We start from the raw sequence: 20,573 nt of genomic DNA, 5'->3' as shown, positions 1-20,573 counted from the left end.
GAATACACCCAACGGCGGCAATCGTTATAAGGTTACCAGGCTGCGTAATTTTTAAACTCATGCAAACGGAAGGGGTATCCCGTCCATAAAAAATAATGAGGAACATGTCATGAGTAACGCGATTACGATGGGTATTTTCTGGCATTTGATAGGGGCGGCCAGTGCAGCCTGCTTCTATGCCCCGTTCAAGCAAGTGAAACAGTGGTCATGGGAAACCATGTGGTCAGTGGGCGGCATCGTCTCATGGCTTATTCTGCCGTGGACAATTAGCGCTCTGTTACTGCCTGATTTCTGGGCCTATTATGGGCAGTTTAACCTCTCCACCCTTTTACCGGTTTTTCTGTTCGGCGCCATGTGGGGCATCGGCAATATTAATTACGGTCTGACCATGCGTTATCTCGGGATGTCGATGGGTATCGGCATCGCTATCGGCATTACGCTTATCGTCGGCACGCTGATGACGCCTATCATCAACGGTAACTTCGATGTGTTAATCCATACCGAAGGGGGACGCATGACGCTACTTGGCGTTTTTGTCGCGCTGATCGGCGTCGGGATTGTGACGCGCGCCGGACAGTTAAAAGAACGCAAAATGGGCATTAAAGCGGAGGAGTTCAATCTGAAGAAAGGGCTTCTGCTGGCAGTGATGTGCGGTATTTTCTCGGCGGGGATGTCTTTTGCCATGAACGCCGCGAAACCGATGCATGAAGCTGCTGCCGCGCTTGGCGTTGACCCGCTCTATGTCGCGCTGCCGAGTTACGTGGTGATTATGGGCGGCGGCGCGCTAGTGAACCTCGGTTTCTGTTTTATCCGCCTGGCAAAAGTGCAAAATCTGTCGATAAAAGCCGACTTCTCGCTGGCAAGACCGTTGATTATCAGCAATATTCTGCTGTCCGCGCTTGGCGGTCTGATGTGGTATTTACAGTTCTTTTTCTATGCCTGGGGTCACGCGCGCATTCCCGCGCAATATGACTACATGAGCTGGATGCTGCACATGAGCTTCTATGTGCTGTGCGGGGGGCTTGTCGGTCTGGTGCTAAAAGAGTGGAAAAATGCTGGCCGCCGTCCCGTTGCCGTATTAAGCCTCGGCTGCGTGGTAATTATTATCGCGGCAAATATTGTCGGTTTAGGCATGGCCAGTTAATCGCTTTGATTACTGAGATGACGCCATTGGCTCGGCGTCATCCCGGTTTCCCGCGTGAACACCACTGAAAAATAATTACTATCTTCAAAACCGCACTGCATCGAAATCTCGCTAATCATCAGCGGGCTATGCTGAAGCAGATACTGCGCGTGGCAAATACGGACCTGGCGTAAATATTGATTAATCGTCATCCCGGTTTGGGCGCGAAACTGCTGCCGCAGCACCCGTTCGCTGCATTGTTCCTGCTGGCAAAACGCATCCAGCGCAAAGGGACACTCAAGGCTATTAGCCAAAGCGGTAATTAATTTATCCAACAGGGTTTCTCGGGAGGTTGCCGGAAGATCGTCGGTCGCGTAGCGATGCCGTTTTAACGTCATCACCAGTTGACCAAACAGCAATTCCGCCATCTCATTCGCCAGCGGATCGCGCCCATTACTCTCATGTTCAAGCTGGTTAATAACCTGCCGCGCCTGATTCATTCCCATACTGCCCAGCCGCCAGTGAGGATGCCACTGCGCTCCCTGAAAGCCGGGAATCATCGCCTGCCAGTTTATATTGAGTTTCAAACGCTCCGGGCAGTAAATAATATTTTGCAGCACCAGATCGTTAACGGAAGTATAGGAGTGTTTGTCTTCAGCACGAATGTAAAACAGATCGCCGCGGGTAATTCTGTATGGGCGCTCATTAAGAACGTGTAGGCCATTGCCCCGCCAGACCATCACCAGTTCACAAAACTCATGCGTATGTTCCGCAAAAACATCCTGTGGATAGCGATCGGCAACCGTAACGGCCTGCTGCTCATCAGTAAAAAAATCTTTTTTCAAAAGGATTAACTGATTTGCCACCGCAGCACCTCATGTTGAATGCTTGCCGGATGGCGCTACGCTTATTCTGTCTACCGCTCGCCGCCGTAGGCCAGGTAAGGCGCAGCCGCCATCCGGTATTAAAGGGTATAATTATCAGCATATTGGCGACGAAAACGTTGATAGCGTTCGCGTTACTGGATTATCGCATCGCGTCCCTGACGGATATCCCGCGGCGACCAGTTAAATTCTCGGCGAAACAGAGTCGAAAAGTGGTTACTGTCGCCAAAACCGCAGCGGTACGCGATTTCTGTCACGCTATGATCGCTATGGCGCAATAAATGCCGGGCTTTGATCAAACGCAGGCGATTAAGGTAACGTTGCGGCGTCAGCCCGGTATGCTGTTTAAGCTGACGATGCAGCGTACGTAGCGACAGCGAAAACTGTTCAGCTACCGCCTCCCAGCAGACCTCCTCCGCAAAATGGTCTTCCAGCCATGCCATCAGTTGGTTGAGTTTGGCGTCGTTATTGGTCGCGCCTTCCATCAGGCTACTGCGGCGTAACAACACCAGTAGTTGCATAAACAAAATTTCGCGATTCGCCACGGCAGGCGCATCCATGCCGTCTCCGGCGCGCTCCATCAGACCGACCAACTGGCGCACCTGCTGCAACACACTCTGATTCACCCGCCAGTGAGAAGGATAGTAACCATCCTGCTCCTGCGGCAGCAATTGATCCAACCCCGCCAGGAACTGGAAGGCGTCCGGTGAACGCCACAGTACATTCGTCAGGCATAGGTTGTCGGTATGTTCATATAAATGCCGGTCGTGATCGCGAACAAAACACACGGTACCGCCGCTGATGGTATACGGCTGCCCGTTGAATACATGAATGCCCGTACCGTGTTCCACAATCACGATTTCATGAAAATCATGATGATGTTCAGGGAAAGCGGCTTGCGGCAGACGAGGCTCAATCGCCACGGGTGCTTTACCTGATGGAAAAAAATCCACGCTATGCAGTACGGTCATGGTTGCTTCCTCCTGAATTCAACATGTCCGAATAGTAATTAAGGGTTATCGGCCTCACCTTAAATTTTTGACGCTAAAGCGCGCAAACATGGTCTTTTTTTCAAGAAAAGGCGGGAAAAAGCGGGAAATGCGGACGACATCACACCGGCCTATTAGTAGAAACTGTGAACGCTATCACGTTCATCTTTGCCTTGTTGCCAGCGGCTCATTTTCCTGTCAGTAACGAGAAGGTAGGTCTTTGAGGGCTTTTTTAGACTGTGCGCAATGACTCTAAGAAGGACCTGATTATGACTTTTCGCCATTGTGTCGCGGTTGATCTCGGCGCATCCAGCGGGCGCGTGATGCTGGCGCGTTACGACAGCAAACACCGTACCCTGACGCTACGTGAAATTCACCGTTTTGTGAACTGCCTACAAAAAACAGACGGGTTTGACACCTGGGACATCGACAGTCTGGAAAAGGATATCCGTCTTGGTCTGAAGAAAGTCTGCAATGAAGGCATTCTTATCGACAGCATCGGCATCGACACCTGGGGCGTCGATTATGTCCTGCTGGATAAACAAGGTCAGCGTGTCGGCCTGCCGGTCTCCTACCGCGATAACCGTACCACGGGCATCATGCCGCAAGCGCTGGTCCAGATCGGCAAAAGCGAAATCTATCGCCGCAGCGGGATTCAGTTTCTGCCGTTTAACACCATCTATCAGCTACGCGCGCTGACGAAACAACAGCCTGAGTTAACGGCGCAGGTCGCTCATGCGCTGCTGATGCCCGATTATTTCAGCTACCGCCTGACCGGTGAAATGAACTGGGAATACACCAACGCCACGACCACCCAGTTGGTCAATATCAATACCGATGACTGGGACGATACCCTGCTGGCGTGGACCGGCGCGAAAAAGAGCTGGTTCGGTCGCCCCTCGCACCCTGGCAATGTTATCGGCGACTGGATTTGCCCGCAGGGCAACCGTATTCCGGTGGTAGCCGTCGCCAGCCACGATACCGCCAGCGCCGTTATTGCCTCTCCGCTGGCAAATAAACATAGCGCTTACCTGTCTTCAGGCACCTGGTCGTTGATGGGTTTTGAAAGCAAAATGCCCTACACCACTGACGAGGCGCTGGCTGCCAATATCACCAACGAAGGCGGCGCGGAAGGGCGTTATCGGGTACTGAAAAACATTATGGGTTTGTGGCTGCTCCAGCGCGTGCTGAAAGAACGGCGCATTACCGATCTGCCTGCGCTTATCGCCCAAACAGAAGCGCTGCCGGCCTGCCGTTTCCTGATTAACCCGAATGACGATCGCTTTATCAATCCTGACGATATGCGCGCCGAAATCCAGGCCGCCTGTCGCGAGACCGACCAGCCCGTTCCCGTCAGCGATGCCGAACTGGCGCGCTGCATTTTCGACAGTCTGGCGCTGTTATATGCCGACATTCTGCACGAACTGGCAAATCTGCGCGGCGAAAAATTTACCCAACTGCATATTGTCGGCGGCGGATGCCAAAACGCGCTACTCAACCAGTTGTGCGCCGATGCATGTGGTATTCGCGTGATGGCCGGGCCGGTTGAAGCCTCCACCCTTGGCAATATTGGTATTCAGCTTATGACCCTCGACGAATTAAACAACGTCGATGACTTCCGTCAGGTCGTCAGCGCTAACTACGACCTGACAACCTATATCCCTAATCCTGATAGTGAAATTGCCCGCCACGTTGCGCAGTTTCAACCCAAACGACAGACAAAGGAGCTTTGCGCATGACCACTCAACTGGAACAAGCCTGGGAACTGGCAAAACAACGTTTCGCCGCAGTAGGTATTGATGTCGAGGAGGCGCTGCGCCAGCTCGATCGCCTGCCGGTTTCCATGCACTGCTGGCAGGGCGACGATGTTGCCGGATTCGAGAACCCGGAAGGTTCGTTGACGGGCGGAATTCAGTCGACCGGCAACTATCCGGGCAAAGCGCGTAACGCCACCGAACTGCGCGCCGATCTGGAACAGGCGCTGCGTCTGATCCCAGGCCCAAAACGGCTGAACCTGCACGCCATTTACCTTGAGTCGGATACGCCGGTTGCTCGCGACCAGATCAAACCGGAGCATTTTAAAAACTGGGTGGAGTGGGCGAAAGCGAACCGGCTGGGGCTGGATTTCAACCCCACCTGTTTTTCTCATCCACTGAGCGCTGACGGTTTTACCCTCTCTCATCCAGACGCGAAAATTCGCCAGTTCTGGATCGATCACTGCAAAGCCAGCCGCCGCGTCTCGGCATACTTTGGTGAGCAGCTCGGTACGCCGTCGGTGATGAACATCTGGATCCCGGACGGCATGAAAGACATTACCGTCGACCGTTTAGCCCCGCGCCAGCGCCTGCTGGAAGCGCTGGATGAGGTCATTAGCGAGAAATTCGACCCGGCGCACCACATCGACGCCGTTGAGAGCAAACTGTTTGGCATCGGCGCGGAAAGCTACACCGTCGGCTCCAATGAGTTCTACATGGGCTACGCCACCAGCCGTCAGACCGCGCTGTGCCTGGATGCGGGCCACTTCCATCCCACTGAAGTGATTTCCGACAAAATTTCCGCCGCCATGCTCTACGTGCCACGGCTGCTGCTGCACGTTAGCCGCCCGGTACGCTGGGATAGCGACCACGTGGTGCTCCTGGACGATGAAACCCAGGCAATTGCCAGCGAGATCGTCCGTCATAACCTGTTCGACCGTGTGCATATCGGTCTGGATTTCTTCGACGCCTCTATCAACCGTGTCGCCGCGTGGGTTATCGGTACCCGCAACATGAAAAAAGCGCTGCTGCGCGCTCTGCTGGAACCCACAGATCAACTGCGTCAGCTTGAGGCCAGCGGCGATTACACCGCGCGTCTGGCGCTGCTGGAAGAGCAGAAATCTCTGCCGTGGCAGGCCGTCTGGGAAATGTATTGCCAGCGTCACGACACGCCGGCTGGCAGCCAGTGGCTGGACAGCGTTCGCGCCTACGAAAAAGAGATCCTGAGCAAACGTAGCTGACTGCGACACCTGATCTGTAGGCCGGATAAGACGCCCGCGTCGCCATCCGGCAATAAATGAAACACGATTGCCGGATGGCGCTGCGCTTATCCGGCCTACGTAAGACCCGAATAACCTTCGGGCAATGAATGGGAACACGAACATGCAAAATATTACCGATTCCTGGTTTGTCCAGGGCATGATTAAAGCCACGTCTGATGCGTGGCTGAAAGGGTGGGACGAACGTAATGGCGGTAACCTGACGCTACGTCTGGATGAAGCCGATATCGCGCCTTTTGCGGCTAATTTCCACGAAAAACCGCGCTATATCGCGCTAAGTCAACCCATGCCGCTGCTGGCGAATACGCCGTTTATCGTTACCGGTTCCGGCAAATTCTTCCGCAACGTGCAGCTCGATCCGGCAGCCAATTTAGGCGTGGTCAAAATCGACAGCGACGGCGCAGGCTACCACATTCTGTGGGGCTTAACCCACGACGCGGTACCCACCTCTGAACTCCCGGCGCATTTCCTTTCCCACTGCGAACGCATCAAAGCCACCCACGGCAAAGACCGCGTCATTATGCATTGCCATGCGACTAACCTGATCGCCCTCACCTACGTACTGGAAAACAACACTGCGCTGATCACCCGCAAACTGTGGGAAGGCAGCACCGAATGTCTGGTGGTATTCCCGGACGGTGTCGGCATTCTGCCGTGGATGGTGCCAGGCACCGATGAAATCGGCCAGGCCACCGCGCAAGAAATGCAGAAACATTCGCTGGTGCTGTGGCCGTTCCACGGCGTGTTCGGAAGCGGACCTACGCTGGATGAAACCTTCGGTTTGATAGATACCGCAGAGAAATCCGCTGAGGTATTAGTCAAAATCTATTCGATGGGCGGTATGAAGCAGACCATCACGCGCGAAGAACTGGTCGCACTCGGCAAACGTTTTGGGGTGACACCGCTGGCCAGCGCCGTAGCGCTGTACTAATACCTCCCAACTCAACGCCGGATGCGGCTTTGCCTTATCCGGCCTACAGGTCGGTGCGCATTTTACCGTAGGCCCGATAAGCGTAGCGCCATCGGGCAACAGGGAATTTTTTTAAGGAGAATAGTGATGAGCTTTATGTTGGCACTGCCAAAAATTAGCCTGCATGGCGCTGGAGCGATTGCCGATATGGTGAACCTCGTGGCGAATAAGCAATGGGGCAAAGCGCTGATCGTTACCGATGGTCAACTGGTAAAGCTGGGCCTGCTGGATAGCCTGTTTAGCGCACTGGATGAACATCAAATGTCTTACCACCTGTTTGATGAGGTGTTCCCAAATCCGACAGAAGAGCTGGTGCAGAAAGGTTTTGCGGCGTATCAGAGCGCAGAATGTGACTACATTATCGCCTTCGGCGGCGGCAGCCCGATCGATACCGCAAAAGCGGTGAAAATTCTGACCGCCAACCCAGGTCCATCTACCGCCTACTCCGGCGTCGGCAAAGTGAAAAACGCCGGCGTACCGCTGGTAGCGATTAACACTACGGCAGGTACCGCGGCAGAGATGACCAGCAACGCGGTGATTATCGACTCTGCCCGTAAGGTCAAAGAGGTGATCATCGACCCGAATATCATCCCGGATATTGCCGTGGATGACGCCAGCGTTATGCTGGAAATCCCGGCTTCTGTGACCGCCGCAACCGGCATGGATGCCCTGACCCATGCGGTGGAAGCCTATGTCTCCGTTGGCGCGCATCCGCTCACCGACGCTAACGCGCTGGAAGCGATTCGCTTAATCAATGTGTGGCTACCGAAAGCGGTTGACGATGGTCATAACCTCGAAGCCCGTGAGCAAATGGCATTCGGCCAGTACCTGGCGGGTATGGCGTTCAACAGCGCTGGTTTGGGGCTGGTTCACGCGCTGGCGCACCAGCCGGGCGCAACCCACAACCTGCCGCACGGCGTTTGCAACGCTATCCTGCTGCCAATTGTCGAGAATTTTAACCGTCCGAACGCCGTCGCGCGTTTTGCCCGCATCGCACAGGCGATGGGCGTGGAGACGCGCGGTATGTCTGACGAAGCCGCAAGTCAGGAAGCGATTAATGCTATCCGTACGCTGAGCAAACGCGTCGGCATTCCAGAAGGTTTCAGCAAGCTGGGCGTCACAAAAGAAGATATCGAAGGCTGGCTGGATAAAGCCCTCGCCGACCCGTGCGCGCCGTGTAACCCGCGCACCGCCAGCCGCGATGAAGTTCGCGAGCTGTACCTGGAGGCGTTATGATCCGCAAAGCCTTTGTGATGCAGGTAAATGCCGACGCGCACGAGGAGTATCAGCGTCGTCATAACCCAATCTGGCCGGAGCTGGAAGCCGTATTAAAATCTCACGGCGCGCATCACTACGCGATTTATCTCGATCAGGAGCGCAATCTGCTGTTCGCCACCGTTGAGATTGAATCCGAGGAGCGCTGGAACGCCGTTGCCAGCACCGACGTTTGCCAGCGTTGGTGGAAACATATGCGTGACGTTATGCCCGCGAATCCGGATAACAGCCCGGTCAGCGCAGAGCTAAAAGAGGTGTTCTATCTGCAGTAAGTCGTGTGCCCGATGGCGCAAGCTTACCGGGCCTACGGTTTTATTTTTTGTCGGCCGGATAAGGCGGTTACGCCGCCATCCGGCAAGTTCAATTCTGCTCCGCTACCAGGATAGCCTGAGTATCCGGTTCCAGCGCTTTAAAGATATGCGCCTGGTCGCCGGGATAACAAATGTAATCGCCCTCCGCCAGCTCTTCCGGCGCCTCGGTTAAGCCGACGAGGGCTTTTCCCTGCGTAACAATAATATGTTCCACCGACCCCGGCGGATGCGGATGAGAGATCCGGTCGGCCCCCGGCTGCGTCAACAGCAGATAGATATCACGCCGCGCGCCGGGCGGACACGCCGCCAGTAATATCGCCTGATAATGCGCCTGCTCCGCCACCACTTTGGTGCCTTCTCCGCGGCGAATCACCTGCGTTTTTTGTACCTGCGGCTCCAGCAGCCTGGCAAAGGGAATGTCGAGCGCGACGCATAGCGACCATAACGTCTCCAGGCTGGGGTTGCCGTTTCCTGCTTCCAGTTGTGAAAGCGTAGATTTAGCGATGCCTGCGCGCCGCGCAATCTCCGCCAGCGACAGTCCGGTTCGCTGGCGTTCGCGTACCAGACTTCTGGCAATGACGCTAATAGGTTGTGTCATAAAGCATCCAACGTTCACTATAACGAACGAAATGTTCGTCTTGTAAAGCAAATCTGTTCCGTTCATTATAATGAAAATTCGTTCGATATGACTAAAGAAGATGAAACACTATTTTTCCTGTCTCAAGGGAGACACGATAAAAGCGATATTTTTAGTGTGCCTGGCCGTGGGCGTCGTCGGCATGTCTTATGGCTCACTGGCGATGGCCTACGGTTTCCCACTGTGGGTGCCGTTTGTCCTCTCTATTTTTGTGCTGGCGGGCGCGTCCGAATTTATGTTTATCGGCATTGTTGCCAGCGGCGGCAATCCGTTAGCGGCGGCGGCGGCAGGACTGCTGGTGAATGCGCGCCACGTGCCGTTTGGCGTAACGGTGCGCGATTTGGTTGGCACCCGCGCCGCCAGCTTTTTCGGCTGCCATATTATGAATGATGAGAGCGTGGTGTTCGGCCTGTCGCAAAAAACACCCGAACAACGTAAAGCCGCCTACTGGCTATGCGGTCTGGGCGTCGCCCTATTCTGGCCGATTGGCACACTGATTGGCGCTGGTGTCGGCAAACTGCTCCCGGCCCCAGAAACCATCGGTCTGGATGCCGTATTCCCGGCAATCTTACTGGCGCTGGTGATCCCGGCGTTTAAAAACCGCACCACATTGATTCGTGGTTGCAGCGGCGCCGCGCTGTCGCTTGCCGCCGTTCCCTTTGTGGCTGCCGGATTGCCGGTGTTGCTTTCGCTGCTTGGCCTACTGGCGAGGAAAAAATAATGGGCAATATGACGCTATTTATTATCGGTATTGCTCTTTTATCTGCGGGGACCTATTTGATGCGCCTCGGCGGCGCGAAACTTGGCAGCCGTCTGGCGCTGTCTGAGCGTTCACAGGCGCTGCTTTCGGATGCGGCAACGGTGCTGCTATTCTCCGTCGCGCTGGCGACCACCTTTTACGAAGGCGAACATTTTGCCGGAATGGCGCGCGTTCTTGGGGTTGGCTTCGCCGTATTTTTAGCCTGGCGTAAAATGCCGCTTATTGTGGTGATTATCGCTGCTGCGGTGGTGACCGCGTTATTACGAATGGCGGGTATTAATTAACGTCTTACAGAACAGTTGGACGTGACACCCTATAAGTGATGAAGGCTGGGCCGCCCTATGCTGAAGTGGCTCAGAATTTTCGCATCAGGCGGGATAAATGCTTTCCATATAAATGCCGATCCTCAATGACACTACCAGTACCTTCCAGCGTGACGTCAACATCTTGTGATAGCTTCAGATTACTGGTTTTTCTAATAGCTCTCTTTAGTTAATGTTTACGTCAGCTATTTTTACGGATATTGCCTGATGAAGAATACATAAACGAAAAAAGCGCCTGATCGGCGCTTTTTATTGGCGTTATAGCGTAATTTTATAGGCGCTTGCGCCAGCCTGCACGGAGTTAATGTGCCGTCACTCAACGCAGGCGGTTATAATCATCCACCATCTCGTTATAACTTCTCAACGACGCCGGATAAGAATCCGCAACCATCCATCCTGTTGCAGGGTCCTGCACCCGTTTCTTTTCAAAATCAGAATACTCAACATTGTCTCTGATGCGACGAATATATTTTTTAGCTTGTAGCTGATAATCAGCCGCAGAGCTGATGAAAGAAGAATTACGGCCATCAGTATTCACTTCTTTCAATTGCGTAATCATTGTTTCCAGTTCCGCGACTTTTTTCATCATCGCTTCGGCATCAAAGGTATCGGCAGAAATAACCTTGTTGATCTGCTTTGCCGAAATCATGACAGCCAGAGAATAATAGTTAAATGTTTTACCTTCCGCTTCTTCTATTCTCTTCAACTGTGTCAATTGCCGCCTGTCATTTATTTCCTGAATAGCCTCATGATATTTTTCCGAGACGGGTTTAAAATCCTCGATATTCTTCAGTAATGTCTGATGCAGCGCCTTACCTTTAGCAAAGGCATCATCTTTATAGTTTTCCTGGGTATAATATTTTTCCATTTCGTTAATGGTATTACCCAGCGCGGCGGCGCTATCAATATAGCTAACGGCAACGCCATCAATAGGCTCAAGTAATGGCGTTAAGGCGGCCACCTGTTTCATCTCTTTCTGGCAATTCGTTATGTAAGACTCCGTAATACCATAAATGCCATAAACCAGGCTCTCTTTCCCTGTCGGACCTTTTTTAAAGTCTTTCACCCAATCCGCGTAACGCGCCAGACTGCGCTGAACGGGCAATTGAAGTTTATTAAAACAATCGATATAGACATCCATTTTTTCACTATAAACTTCTTCAGCGTCAACCTCCGGCTGAGCTGGCGTTTCTGGCTTCGCCGCCGGGGGCTGAGTTGCCGTTTCTGGCTTCGCCGCCGGGGGCTGAGTTGCCGTTTCTGGCTTCGCTGCTGGTGGCTGCGCTGGACTTTCGCCAGATTGCGTTTCCGGCGTCTGAGAAGGCGCTGGCGTCGCAGGCTGACTGCTGGCGGCCGGCGTCGCCTCGGTTTTAACATTATTGTCATCACATCCTGTTGCGCCCAGGGTCATTAGCGCAATGATTATCGCTGAGGATAATAAATTCCTTTTCATTTAATTGCCTTTTGTATATTTACGTTGGGGTTCTCTTATTTTAACGAACACATTGATATTGATAATGTTAATTATAATGAAATATGCATTAAGTATTTTTCGTGTTGAATAAATCACATACCTATTTTCTTCATTAAAATGAATCTGTAAATTTCAATAATGTTATTTATAGGTTACTCTAATGAAAGAGAATTTGTTATCACCAATCTGGCCGGATCTCAAAAAATGCATAGAACTAAAACGGGTCTATTTACGGTAAGACTTGCCGAGACCCAACTCTCGCCCAGCGCCTACGGTGACGGATGTTGAATGTTGGGTTTCGCTTCGCGCCACCCAGTCTACAAAATCCGCAATATCAACATGTTGTAAAACGATCTCGCAAACCTTAAAGCTGCGCTCCATCAGGTACTGAGTTTGTCATCACAACAGACAGCGGGAGCATTTCCCGCTGTCTCAGATGATTGACAAGCCTTGCCTGAGTTTCGCCGGATGGCGGCGCTTGCGCCTTATCCGGCCTACAAACAACGCTAATTTCAACAAATTCCACTATTTCTGACAGTATTCGGCGGGAATATAGCCCCGCAGGTTACATCCCGTACCGTTCAGCAATGGCGCGGTGTTTCTCTTCATTTACGCCTGCGGCCTGCGCCAGCCGCCACCAGCATAGCGGATGCTCCCAGTCGGCGGTCAAACGCGTCAGCGTTTTATCGATATCCGCCTTCGTTACCGACTGCGGCGCGCTGATAACAAAGTAAAATCCTGGGAGGGGAGTCGCATCGTCGCCCTGATGGCTATCGGTTAAGGTGTAATCATCCGTGCTACTGCTCCAGTAATACCACCCCAGCTCCCTGATAGCCTCGCGAAAAGCGTTGTACTGCGCTTCCTCCGGCATGACGCCGTCGCAAAACCAGGATTCGCCGTACTCTGTTGGAATCACCGTTTTCAGGCTGGCATATAAAGGCATGAAGTTCTTCCGCTCTTCTTCGTCTTCCGGCGGCGTATTCAGTCGCTCGGCGTCAAAGACCACGATTTCACCGACATGCTGCGGGTAATCAGTACGATAAGTGGGTTCAACCACTCTTGCCGTCACCGGCCCAATGCGCTGGGCGAAATAGTATCGGTATTCGTAATCTTCGCGGAAACGCAGGTTTATTAGCCCCCAGTTTTCATCGATAAAACCTTCGCCTTCGGTGAGTTCAATCTCCAGCTCCGCCGCAAGCCTGCGCACGATATCCCATTTCTGCAAAATGCTGGCCGCCGCCATCATATCCCACTGGGTGTTGCGGGGATCTTCTTCGCGCCGTGTGAGCAGTGCCAGTAGCTGCTGTAAATATTCCAGTTGCCTGTCGTAGGCTTCCTGTTTTTGCGCCGCCCATGCGCACATCCGGTAAGCGCCAATCCACTCGCCGCCAATTTTAGTTTGCAGCAGTTTTTGCCCTGTCGCTTCCAGTTGCGCCCAGTCTTCCTGCGAGCCGAGAACCCGCGCACGGAACCACAGCGCCATATGCTCCTGCCCGGATGCGTCATACTGCCGGGCCAGTTGTTCAATCTCCTCCAGCTCGTCTTTCGCCAACAGCAGGTCCAGCAGATCAAAAGGAAGGCCGTTGTCCTCTTGCAGATGGTTTTCAACATAATGGCGCAAAAGCGCGATCGACTCGTCCCGCGCGTAACAGGCGTTCAGCGCATTGACCAGTCGGCCAAGTAACTCCGCATCCTCAGGTGACTGCATAAAGGCGCGGCGGAACTCTTCAACATCTTTTTCTGGATCGGCCTCTGCGTCTTCCGCCGTATTTTCAGTTTGTGGCATAGCGGGGCGCGCCGACAGTTCTGCTTCTTTGGCGGCAATTTTCTCGCTGAGTTCCAGATACTCCCGGTCAACGCCCAACAGGGCGCGCAGTTTTGGCATATGCCGCTGGGCAAGTTTAAACGCCTGCTTCGCGACCCAGACGGATTCACGATCCAGCGCCAGGTTAATCTGCATTTTCGCCAGATCCACCAGTTTACGGTGCGCCCCCACCTTAGAATAGTGTTCCAGCATGTGCTGGAAAATTCTCGCCAGCCGCCAGTGGTTACGTTCCGGATAACGGGGAAGCAACACAATCAAAATATCCAGCCACAGATCCCAGGAGTAAGGCGTAAGGTCCGACCAGGCGGGTAACGCTTCCCAGACCTCCTCATCCTGCCCGCCGCTCAGCGCCATGATGTACAGCTTTTTCAGCGGATAACCGATGCGATCGCGCCCCCAATAGTCATTTTCAGCGATCAAATGTTCAACCAGCTCACGCGCCTCTTCATAGCGTTGCAGCGCGATCAGGATATCGACTCGCGTCGAGAGCAATGCCTCAACGTATTCCTCTCCCGAATCCTTCACCGCCGCAATCTGTTTATCCAAATATGCTAACGCTTCTTCGTGCCGATGGGTGTCCATCAGGGCGCTGGCATATTCCGTGGACAAACACTGAAAACAGTTCCAGGTGGGGTCGATGCGCGCAATCGTCTCTTCGCAGACCGCCATTCGCTCTGCCGCCCAGCCAGGGCCATCTATGTTTTCATAGCAGGCGGATAAATCCTGGGTGACGCAGATGGATTGCGGACAATCTTTCGCTTCTTCCCGGTGCGCTTTTTCAAACAGGGCGACAACGTCAGGCAGGACCTTTTCGCCTTCGCTATAATTCGTCAGGCGGTGACGCATCTCCCAGTGCCCGATAAATATCTCCAGCCACGGATTTTTGGCGACCTGATTCAGGGCTTTCATTTCTGGCAACAGCGCATCACACTTTTCCAATTGTAAATTTAGCGCGCCTTCAGAAAAGTCATCAATTATCTGGGGAATATATCCCTGCCCGGCATCCCGCAACTCTTTACTGTAGTTGTTGTACCACTCCCATGTATCCATTCTTACATTCCTTGCTTAATTAATGAGGGGATAATCTGCGTGAAATCTTCCAGTGCCTGATGCAAATCCCATTGCTGTTCTTTATTCCCATTACTACATAAAATAACTTTCAGGGATTTTAATAACCGCAGCGCCGCCACCGGTTGCTGATGATTCTGCAATGCCGTAACTAATTGTTTGACGCAGGCGTTATTCAAATTGAGATATAAGCTGGAGGTTTTGGTTTGTTTAATCTGCGAAGTAAACTGGCGCGCCAGCATTAATGCGGCGGTACTCATTCGCTTGTCCGCATCGTCCTGTTCAAGGATTTGTTTTAATTCGGCTTCACGATCGAGGGTCACCACCAGCGGCAAAACATCCGGGTCAAAGCGGGAGATAATTAATTGCTCGCTGTCGCATAAATGCGCTTCCAGATAATCGACCTGTTCCGCCGGTAAATCGGCGAGCGTAAAGAGCTGCTCGTTGCCGCTTTGCGTGCCGACTTCAATAATCCGACAATGGTATAACAGCGCCCAGCGTCGTAAAAACGGGACCACAGCATAGCGATCGCCTCTGGCGACGGGCCGTTGCAGAATATGGAATAGCATCTCTTCAAAGCCGCCATCAGCGCCCAACAAAATATGGATGCTGTTATTAATGCGGAGTTCCTTCGCCAGCACCGCGCCTTTCGACGTGGGCACCTGCAACCGATCCTTCAGCAGATCAAAAAGACGATCATCACACAGCGCCGCGCCCAGCAGCGCTTCGTTATGACGCATTAAAACGCGTCGCCATATCTCCGGCTGGTTTTGCGCGAGATCCGACAAACCGGTAATCAGCGCTTCTTTCAATGCCTCCTGTACCGCAACCCAGGTTTCGTCCCGCTGCAAATCTTCCCGGCTTGCCGTCGGCGTGAGTTTCGACGATTCAATCACGCCGCCAATAAACCCCGCCCACGGCGGCAGGAGTTCACGCGCTTCGTCATCAAGCAGCATTCCGCGTAAAAAGAGGGATAGATTACGGTTGTCGCTGGTGCCGTAAGTCGCGCCGTCCTGAATCCACAGAATGCCCACGGCATCGCTGCCCCCCTGCGGAACCACCGGCAGGGTGCAGATAGGTTCGAAGGACGATTCGAACTGCGCCGCGAACGCGAGGTTTTTACGCTGGACCAACGCACGGTGCATCGTCACGCCTTCCGGCGTCGATTCGCGCCAGGGCGGCTGGAGTTTATTTACCGGTTCGGTCGCATCGCCGACAAAAACTGGCTCATGCAACAAAATGCAGTACCTTGAGAGTACGCGATTAAGCAGATTATTACTGGCAAGATGGCTGTATTCTTCTTTCAGCGTCAGGATCACCTGGGTTCCCGGCGCGACGGCGTCAGAAGGCGTAACGGTATAGCGCTGCCCATCAACAGAGTGATATTTCCAGCCTTGGTCCGGCGTTTGCCAGGACGTGGTCAGCACGGTGACATCTTTCGCCAGCACAAACGCCGACAAAAAGCCCAGCCCGAACATGCCGATTAACCCTGTGTCATCATCCTGCTGGCGCAGCATCCGGGTATAGCCCACCCCGACGGTCGCCAGAAAGCCATGAATTTCGCTTTCCGTCAGGCCCGCGCCGGTGTCAGATATCGTTATAGTCGATTTTGCCACATCCGCCACAACGCGGATGTGGTTATCCTGCGGGGCATCGGGCTGTTCGATTCGTCTGCGGACAATCGCATCGTGCCCGTTCTGCACCAGCTCCCTTATCGCAACAACGGGCGTTGAATAAAGATGCTTACTGAGAACTTCTATTAATCCATTTAAATTGACTTCAGTAGAAAAAGAACTGTCGGATAGCTGCAATGCACTCATTTTTCAACACTCATAATCCATCACCTGCTGTTGAAAAGTTTTATTTTTACAGTCGGTGCGTAATTTTCGGTTTAACACGCAATCATCGCATCCAGCTCATATTCATTATTGATACGATGATTGTTTCTTGGCTATACATTTCATCCTTCAAGCTGCCTCTGCGTTGGCTGCGCTCATTCACCCCAGTCACGTACTTATGTACGCTCCAGGGGATTCATTCCCTTGCTGCCTTGATGCAACTTGAATGATTTCGTGTATATGTAAAAATCGGACAAATAATTAATGTTACCGTCATGATGCTAAAGCATCATGACGAGGCGCAATGAGTATATACATAATCGGGAATAGTTACGATATTAACGATTGTATTAATAATGTAAAAATTATTGTAACTTATTCAACATAATTATATTTTCAAAAAAAATAAACAATATAAATCACATGAATATCATTAACAAATTTCAATAAAAAATAAAATCGTTCATTAACCAAGCCGTGCGGAAATGCTGACATTGTCACAATAACCAAATAATATTTAATATTTTTTAGTCGCTGGTACATTCCGTTCTATTTACGAGGTTAACGGACCATCAGACGTTTATCACGTTGCTTAAGTAATTCTTCCCAATAAAAACACTTTATCTGAAAGTTTAATCATTCAGTTCATTAAATTAAACCTTGTCACTAAATCATTATAACCTCTGATTACCTTATCAAAAGAACCCTCAGCCCATGCCGGATTCTCTTTATCGCTGTCGGTCAAAGGGATGTGATCTCGTTCACGACGAACTCGCGTTTTTACAGCCAGCACATATTTGTCTGCAGCCTCAAGAAACTGCTCGCGCTGAAAAGAACCACTTTTGGTGTCATTTTGTTTGGCTTTCAGTTGCGCAACATGCTCATTCAACGCCTGTACTTGCTTCATCGCGTCATCCACATTAAACCCGTCATTTTGCAAAAGCTGATTGGTTTTCTTACTAATTAACATCATTGACAGTGAATAGTAGTCAAACGACTTACCTTCTTTAGCTTCAATCTTCTTCAACTGTAACATCTGGCGTTGGTCATTCATTGTACGAATAGCATCTTCATAGGCCTCTGATGCCGGTTTGAATACCGATAATGTCTGCATAAACTGAGTATGCAGAGTTTTCGCTTTCGTGAAAGCATCATCCTTGTAGTCTTCCTGGGTATAGTAACTATCCATTTCACGTATTATTTTCTTCATGTCTATTGAAGAATTAATATAGTTTAGCGCCAGAGTATCGATGGGCTTTAGTTCAGGTTTCAATGATGAAACTTTTGTTATTTTTGCCAGACATCTATCTAAATCGACAGTAACATCTCCCATCCCTCTGATATACCGTTCTTTACCCGTTGGACCTTTATCCATGTCCACCCAATCGGCATAGCCTTTAACACTCGAAAGAATCATGGGATTAATATCATTATAGCATTCAACATAAACATTCATTTTTTGTGCCAATATTGCATCCGAATCATTCTGATTCACGGAGGTACTGGTGGCTGAAGAGTCTGTTGACGTACTCTTCTGGGATTTTTGGTCGTCGCATCCCGTTGTCCCTAACGCTATTAATGCAATGATTATCGCTGAGGATAATAAATTCCTTTTCATTTAATTGCCTTCTGTATATTTACGTTGAGGTTCTCTTATTTTAACGAACACATTGATATTGATGATGTTAATTATAATGAAATATGGATTAAGTATTTTTTGTGTTGAATAAATCACATACCTGTTTTTTTTCATTAAAATGAATCTGTAAATTTCAATGATATTATTTATAGGTTATTCTAATGAAAAAGGATTTGTTATCATCAATTATTATCGCTATGCTGATGACTGCCGGGCTAAGCGCTTGTGATGAAAAAAAAGCGGACGAACAACCTGTAGCTCAAAGTGCGGATTCATCAGCGAGCAATACACAATCCACATCAGCGGAAAGCGCAGATGCGAACGATGTTCTTAACCAAAAGCTGAATGTTTACATTGATTGTTATAATAATCTCCAGGCAGATATTTACCGTGCTGTAAATCGTTATGCTAACACATTCGACGATTTCCGCACCGGTCCTACCGGTAAGGAAGACGATCCCTCTCCGCTGGTTCCTGTGTATCCTGCATTTATCCAGGACTGCCGGAAAGACATCAAGGCGGCGGCTGAATTAAAGCCGGCGTTTGCCTCTCTGGATAGTGCTGCTCTGGCATTTATTAATGCGGCTGGGCCACTAGCTGAAACAATCAATAGTATGAATAAATACTATGATCAAGATAACTTCAAGGATGATGCCTTTGCTGGCGCTAAAGCGTTCCATAAAACGTTTATAAAACAGTTCGATGAGTTTGATCCCATTGCGAAAAAATATATCGCCGAGATTACCATTATGAGTGGGCAGCATGCGGCTAATGAAATTAAGGCGACCGAGAAGAAAGAAGGTAAATCCATTAAGTACTATACGCTTTTGACGATGCAGGAAGCCGAGACGCTTAATGACGCTGTAGCTGATGATTCTTTTGATGTGGCGGCAGTAAGCAAACAGCTCGCTGATTTTGAAGAGCATACTCAGAAGCTAAACGAGAAGATCAACGTTGATATAGATAAACATCGTAGCTTCCCTGGCTTTATTTCTGAGCTGGAAAAATTCCAGGGCAAGGTGAAAAAACGCATTCGGCGCGTGCGCGATAACGTGGCGTATACCTCGCATGAGCAGGACTACCTCAATAGCGGCAGCGGCGATATGGTAGATGGTTCTTATGAGGCTGTGGTTAAAGCTTATAACGAACTCATCGATACCTATAATGGCTATCATCTTGAGCGTGAGTTCTAAGCTTTTCACGCTGCAAATCGCGTGCATATAACCGCTAAACTGAGCAAATAAGTCGTTAGCGACTGTCGAAAGAGCGCCCCAGAGGCGCTTTTTTCGTTCGAAGTATTACCGGGTAGCAAGCGCCTCGTGAATGGCTGGAATAAGCTGCGGCCCAGCATAAAAACGATTAAAACCTGTATGGCCTCGCCACTATACGTGATTCCGTTATCAAGAGAGGCTGTAAAATTGAGAAAATATATATTTTACGCAAATGTAGAGGGTACTATTTTAGTCTGCGATTAACCGCTGCGGATGGGTATAAATCGTCGCCCGACCCGGCTTACAGAACCCCACCAGCGTAAGATTACACCGTTCAGCGACGTCAACCGCGAGCGTGGTGGCAGCAGAAACCGCAAACAAAATTTCCACACCGCACATCGCCGACTTCTGCACCATTTCGTAACTCGCACGACTGGAAACCAGCGCCGCGCCTTGCCGCCATTCCTCACCTTCCGTAGCGCGGCGGCCGAGCAGTTTATCCAGCGCAACGTGGCGTCCGACATCTTCATGGCCCCCCGCCAGTTCACCCGACGGCATGACCCACGCCGCAGCGTGCGTACAACCCGTCAGCTTACCCGTCGGTTGAAAATCATTCAGATGTTTTAACGCGCGATCAAGGTTACCGAGATTAAACGTTTGGCTAAACGGCAGCGGTTGCACCGGCTTACCGATGTCATTGAGCTGTTCCACGCCACACACGCCGCAACCGGTACGTCCGGCCAGCGCGCGACGACGCGCTTTCAGCCCCATAAATCGACGGCTGGAAAGATCAATCTGCACTTCAAGTCCGTTACAGGACGGTACAACGTCCATGCCATAGATTTCACGCGGGCTGTCAATGATCCCTTCCGACAGAGAAAACCCTATTGCGAAATGCGTCAGATCTTTCGGAGAGGCCATCATAACGACATGCGAAATGCCGTTATACACCAGTGCCACTGGCACTTCCTCGGCAACATCATCAAGTTGGGGGGACTGCAAATCCTCGCGTTTCCAGAGAGTCAACTGGCGTGAGGTTGTGAAATCAGTCACATTTAGGACTTCTTCAGACAGTATATTGTTCACTTTCTTTTAACCATATAAGAACACACACACCAACATTATGGTATTCTGTTACAACTCCTCCCGGATGGAGGAAAATTTATCCAATTCTGAACCTTTGCGGGCCCGTCCGCAAAGAAAAATAACAACCAC

Annotated in this window: 17 protein-coding genes; 9 read left to right on the top strand and 8 right to left on the bottom strand. The window is 51.1% G+C overall.

Annotated elements, in window-relative coordinates; translation table 11 throughout:
- Positions 1–109: 109 nt before the first annotated feature.
- Positions 110–1,144, top strand: a complete 1,035-nt coding sequence (rhaT, locus tag NA330_RS20720; RefSeq protein ID WP_000063541.1) for an L-rhamnose/proton symporter RhaT — start codon at positions 110–112, stop codon at positions 1,142–1,144.
- On the opposite strand, the gene rhaR is transcribed toward rhaT, so the two are convergent.
- Positions 1,141–1,989, bottom strand: a complete 849-nt coding sequence (rhaR, locus tag NA330_RS20715) for an HTH-type transcriptional activator RhaR (RefSeq protein ID WP_000013288.1) — start codon at positions 1,987–1,989, stop codon at positions 1,141–1,143. The genes rhaT and rhaR overlap by 4 nt on opposite strands.
- A 152-nt stretch (positions 1,990–2,141) precedes the next feature.
- On the bottom strand, positions 2,142–2,978 hold the full coding sequence (rhaS, locus tag NA330_RS20710; protein ID WP_000217112.1) for an HTH-type transcriptional activator RhaS: 837 nt from the start codon (positions 2,976–2,978) through the stop codon (positions 2,142–2,144).
- A 287-nt stretch (positions 2,979–3,265) separates the two neighbouring features.
- On the opposite strand from rhaS, the gene rhaB reads away from it, so the two are divergent.
- The 5 genes from rhaB to rhaM all read left to right on the top strand — a co-directional run bounded on the left by rhaB (position 3,266) and on the right by rhaM (position 8,547).
- Positions 3,266–4,735 (top strand): rhamnulokinase, encoded by a 1,470-nt coding sequence (gene rhaB, locus NA330_RS20705; protein ID WP_000143965.1) that lies wholly within the window; start codon positions 3,266–3,268, stop codon positions 4,733–4,735.
- Positions 4,732–5,991, top strand: coding sequence for an L-rhamnose isomerase (gene rhaA, locus NA330_RS20700; RefSeq protein WP_000211468.1), 1,260 nt, complete (start codon positions 4,732–4,734; stop codon positions 5,989–5,991). Before rhaB ends, rhaA begins: the two co-directional genes overlap by 4 nt.
- A 142-nt stretch (positions 5,992–6,133) precedes the next feature.
- A complete protein-coding gene (gene rhaD, locus NA330_RS20695) occupies positions 6,134–6,961 on the top strand; it encodes a rhamnulose-1-phosphate aldolase (protein ID WP_001179685.1) in 828 nt (275 codons plus the stop codon).
- A 126-nt stretch (positions 6,962–7,087) separates the two neighbouring features.
- On the top strand, positions 7,088–8,236 hold the full coding sequence (fucO, locus tag NA330_RS20690; RefSeq protein WP_000009253.1) for a lactaldehyde reductase: 1,149 nt from the start codon (positions 7,088–7,090) through the stop codon (positions 8,234–8,236).
- The gene (gene rhaM / locus NA330_RS20685; protein WP_000619478.1) at positions 8,233–8,547 is read left to right on the top strand and encodes an L-rhamnose mutarotase; all 315 of its coding nucleotides are present in this window, start codon (positions 8,233–8,235) and stop codon (positions 8,545–8,547) included. The genes fucO and rhaM overlap by 4 nt, the downstream gene beginning before the upstream one ends.
- Positions 8,548–8,635: 88 nt before the next feature.
- On the opposite strand, the gene NA330_RS20680 is transcribed toward rhaM, so the two are convergent.
- Positions 8,636–9,184, bottom strand: coding sequence for a helix-turn-helix domain-containing protein (locus NA330_RS20680; protein WP_001517951.1), 549 nt, complete (start codon positions 9,182–9,184; stop codon positions 8,636–8,638).
- 100 nt (positions 9,185–9,284) lie between these two features.
- On the opposite strand from NA330_RS20680, the gene NA330_RS20675 reads away from it, so the two are divergent.
- Positions 9,285–9,944 carry an AzlC family ABC transporter permease gene (locus NA330_RS20675; protein ID WP_000683586.1) on the top strand — a complete coding sequence of 220 codons (660 nt, stop codon included), beginning with the start codon at positions 9,285–9,287 and terminating at the stop codon, positions 9,942–9,944.
- On the top strand, positions 9,944–10,267 hold the full coding sequence (locus NA330_RS20670; protein WP_000527677.1) for an AzlD domain-containing protein: 324 nt from the start codon (positions 9,944–9,946) through the stop codon (positions 10,265–10,267). The genes NA330_RS20675 and NA330_RS20670 overlap by 1 nt, the downstream gene beginning before the upstream one ends.
- A gap of 355 nt (positions 10,268–10,622) precedes the next feature.
- On the opposite strand, the gene NA330_RS20665 is transcribed toward NA330_RS20670, so the two are convergent.
- The 4 genes from NA330_RS20665 to NA330_RS20650 all read right to left on the bottom strand — a co-directional run bounded on the left by NA330_RS20665 (position 10,623) and on the right by NA330_RS20650 (position 18,126).
- A complete protein-coding gene (locus NA330_RS20665; RefSeq protein ID WP_023242408.1) occupies positions 10,623–11,756 on the bottom strand; it encodes a YiiG family protein in 1,134 nt (377 codons plus the stop codon).
- Between the two features lie 586 nt (positions 11,757–12,342).
- Positions 12,343–14,652 carry a hypothetical protein gene (locus NA330_RS20660; protein ID WP_052894820.1) on the bottom strand — a complete coding sequence of 770 codons (2,310 nt, stop codon included), beginning with the start codon at positions 14,650–14,652 and terminating at the stop codon, positions 12,343–12,345.
- Positions 14,653–14,654: 2 nt separating this feature from the next.
- Complete coding sequence (locus NA330_RS20655) at positions 14,655–16,490, bottom strand: ATP-binding protein (RefSeq protein ID WP_049828074.1); 1,836 nt, start codon at positions 16,488–16,490, stop codon at positions 14,655–14,657.
- 658 nt (positions 16,491–17,148) lie between these two features.
- The gene (locus NA330_RS20650) at positions 17,149–18,126 is read right to left on the bottom strand and encodes a YiiG family protein (RefSeq protein WP_023242406.1); all 978 of its coding nucleotides are present in this window, start codon (positions 18,124–18,126) and stop codon (positions 17,149–17,151) included.
- Between the two features lie 182 nt (positions 18,127–18,308).
- On the opposite strand from NA330_RS20650, the gene NA330_RS20645 reads away from it, so the two are divergent.
- Positions 18,309–19,340: a YiiG family protein gene (locus tag NA330_RS20645; protein WP_000710967.1), complete on the top strand. Its 1,032-nt coding sequence runs from the start codon at positions 18,309–18,311 to the stop codon at positions 19,338–19,340.
- Positions 19,341–19,607: 267 nt separating this feature from the next.
- Here NA330_RS20645 and fdhD read toward each other — a convergent pair whose 3' ends face one another.
- On the bottom strand, positions 19,608–20,444 hold the full coding sequence (gene fdhD, locus NA330_RS20640) for a formate dehydrogenase accessory sulfurtransferase FdhD (RefSeq protein ID WP_001059739.1): 837 nt from the start codon (positions 20,442–20,444) through the stop codon (positions 19,608–19,610).
- Positions 20,445–20,573 lie beyond the last annotated feature (129 nt).

It is taken from the genome of Salmonella sp. NW722, assembly GCF_051702785.1.
GTDB classification, from domain to species: Bacteria; Pseudomonadota; Gammaproteobacteria; order Enterobacterales; family Enterobacteriaceae; genus Salmonella; species Salmonella enterica.
The sequence above is the reverse complement of the archived record's forward strand: the minus strand, read 5'-3'. Positions and strand labels throughout refer to the sequence as shown.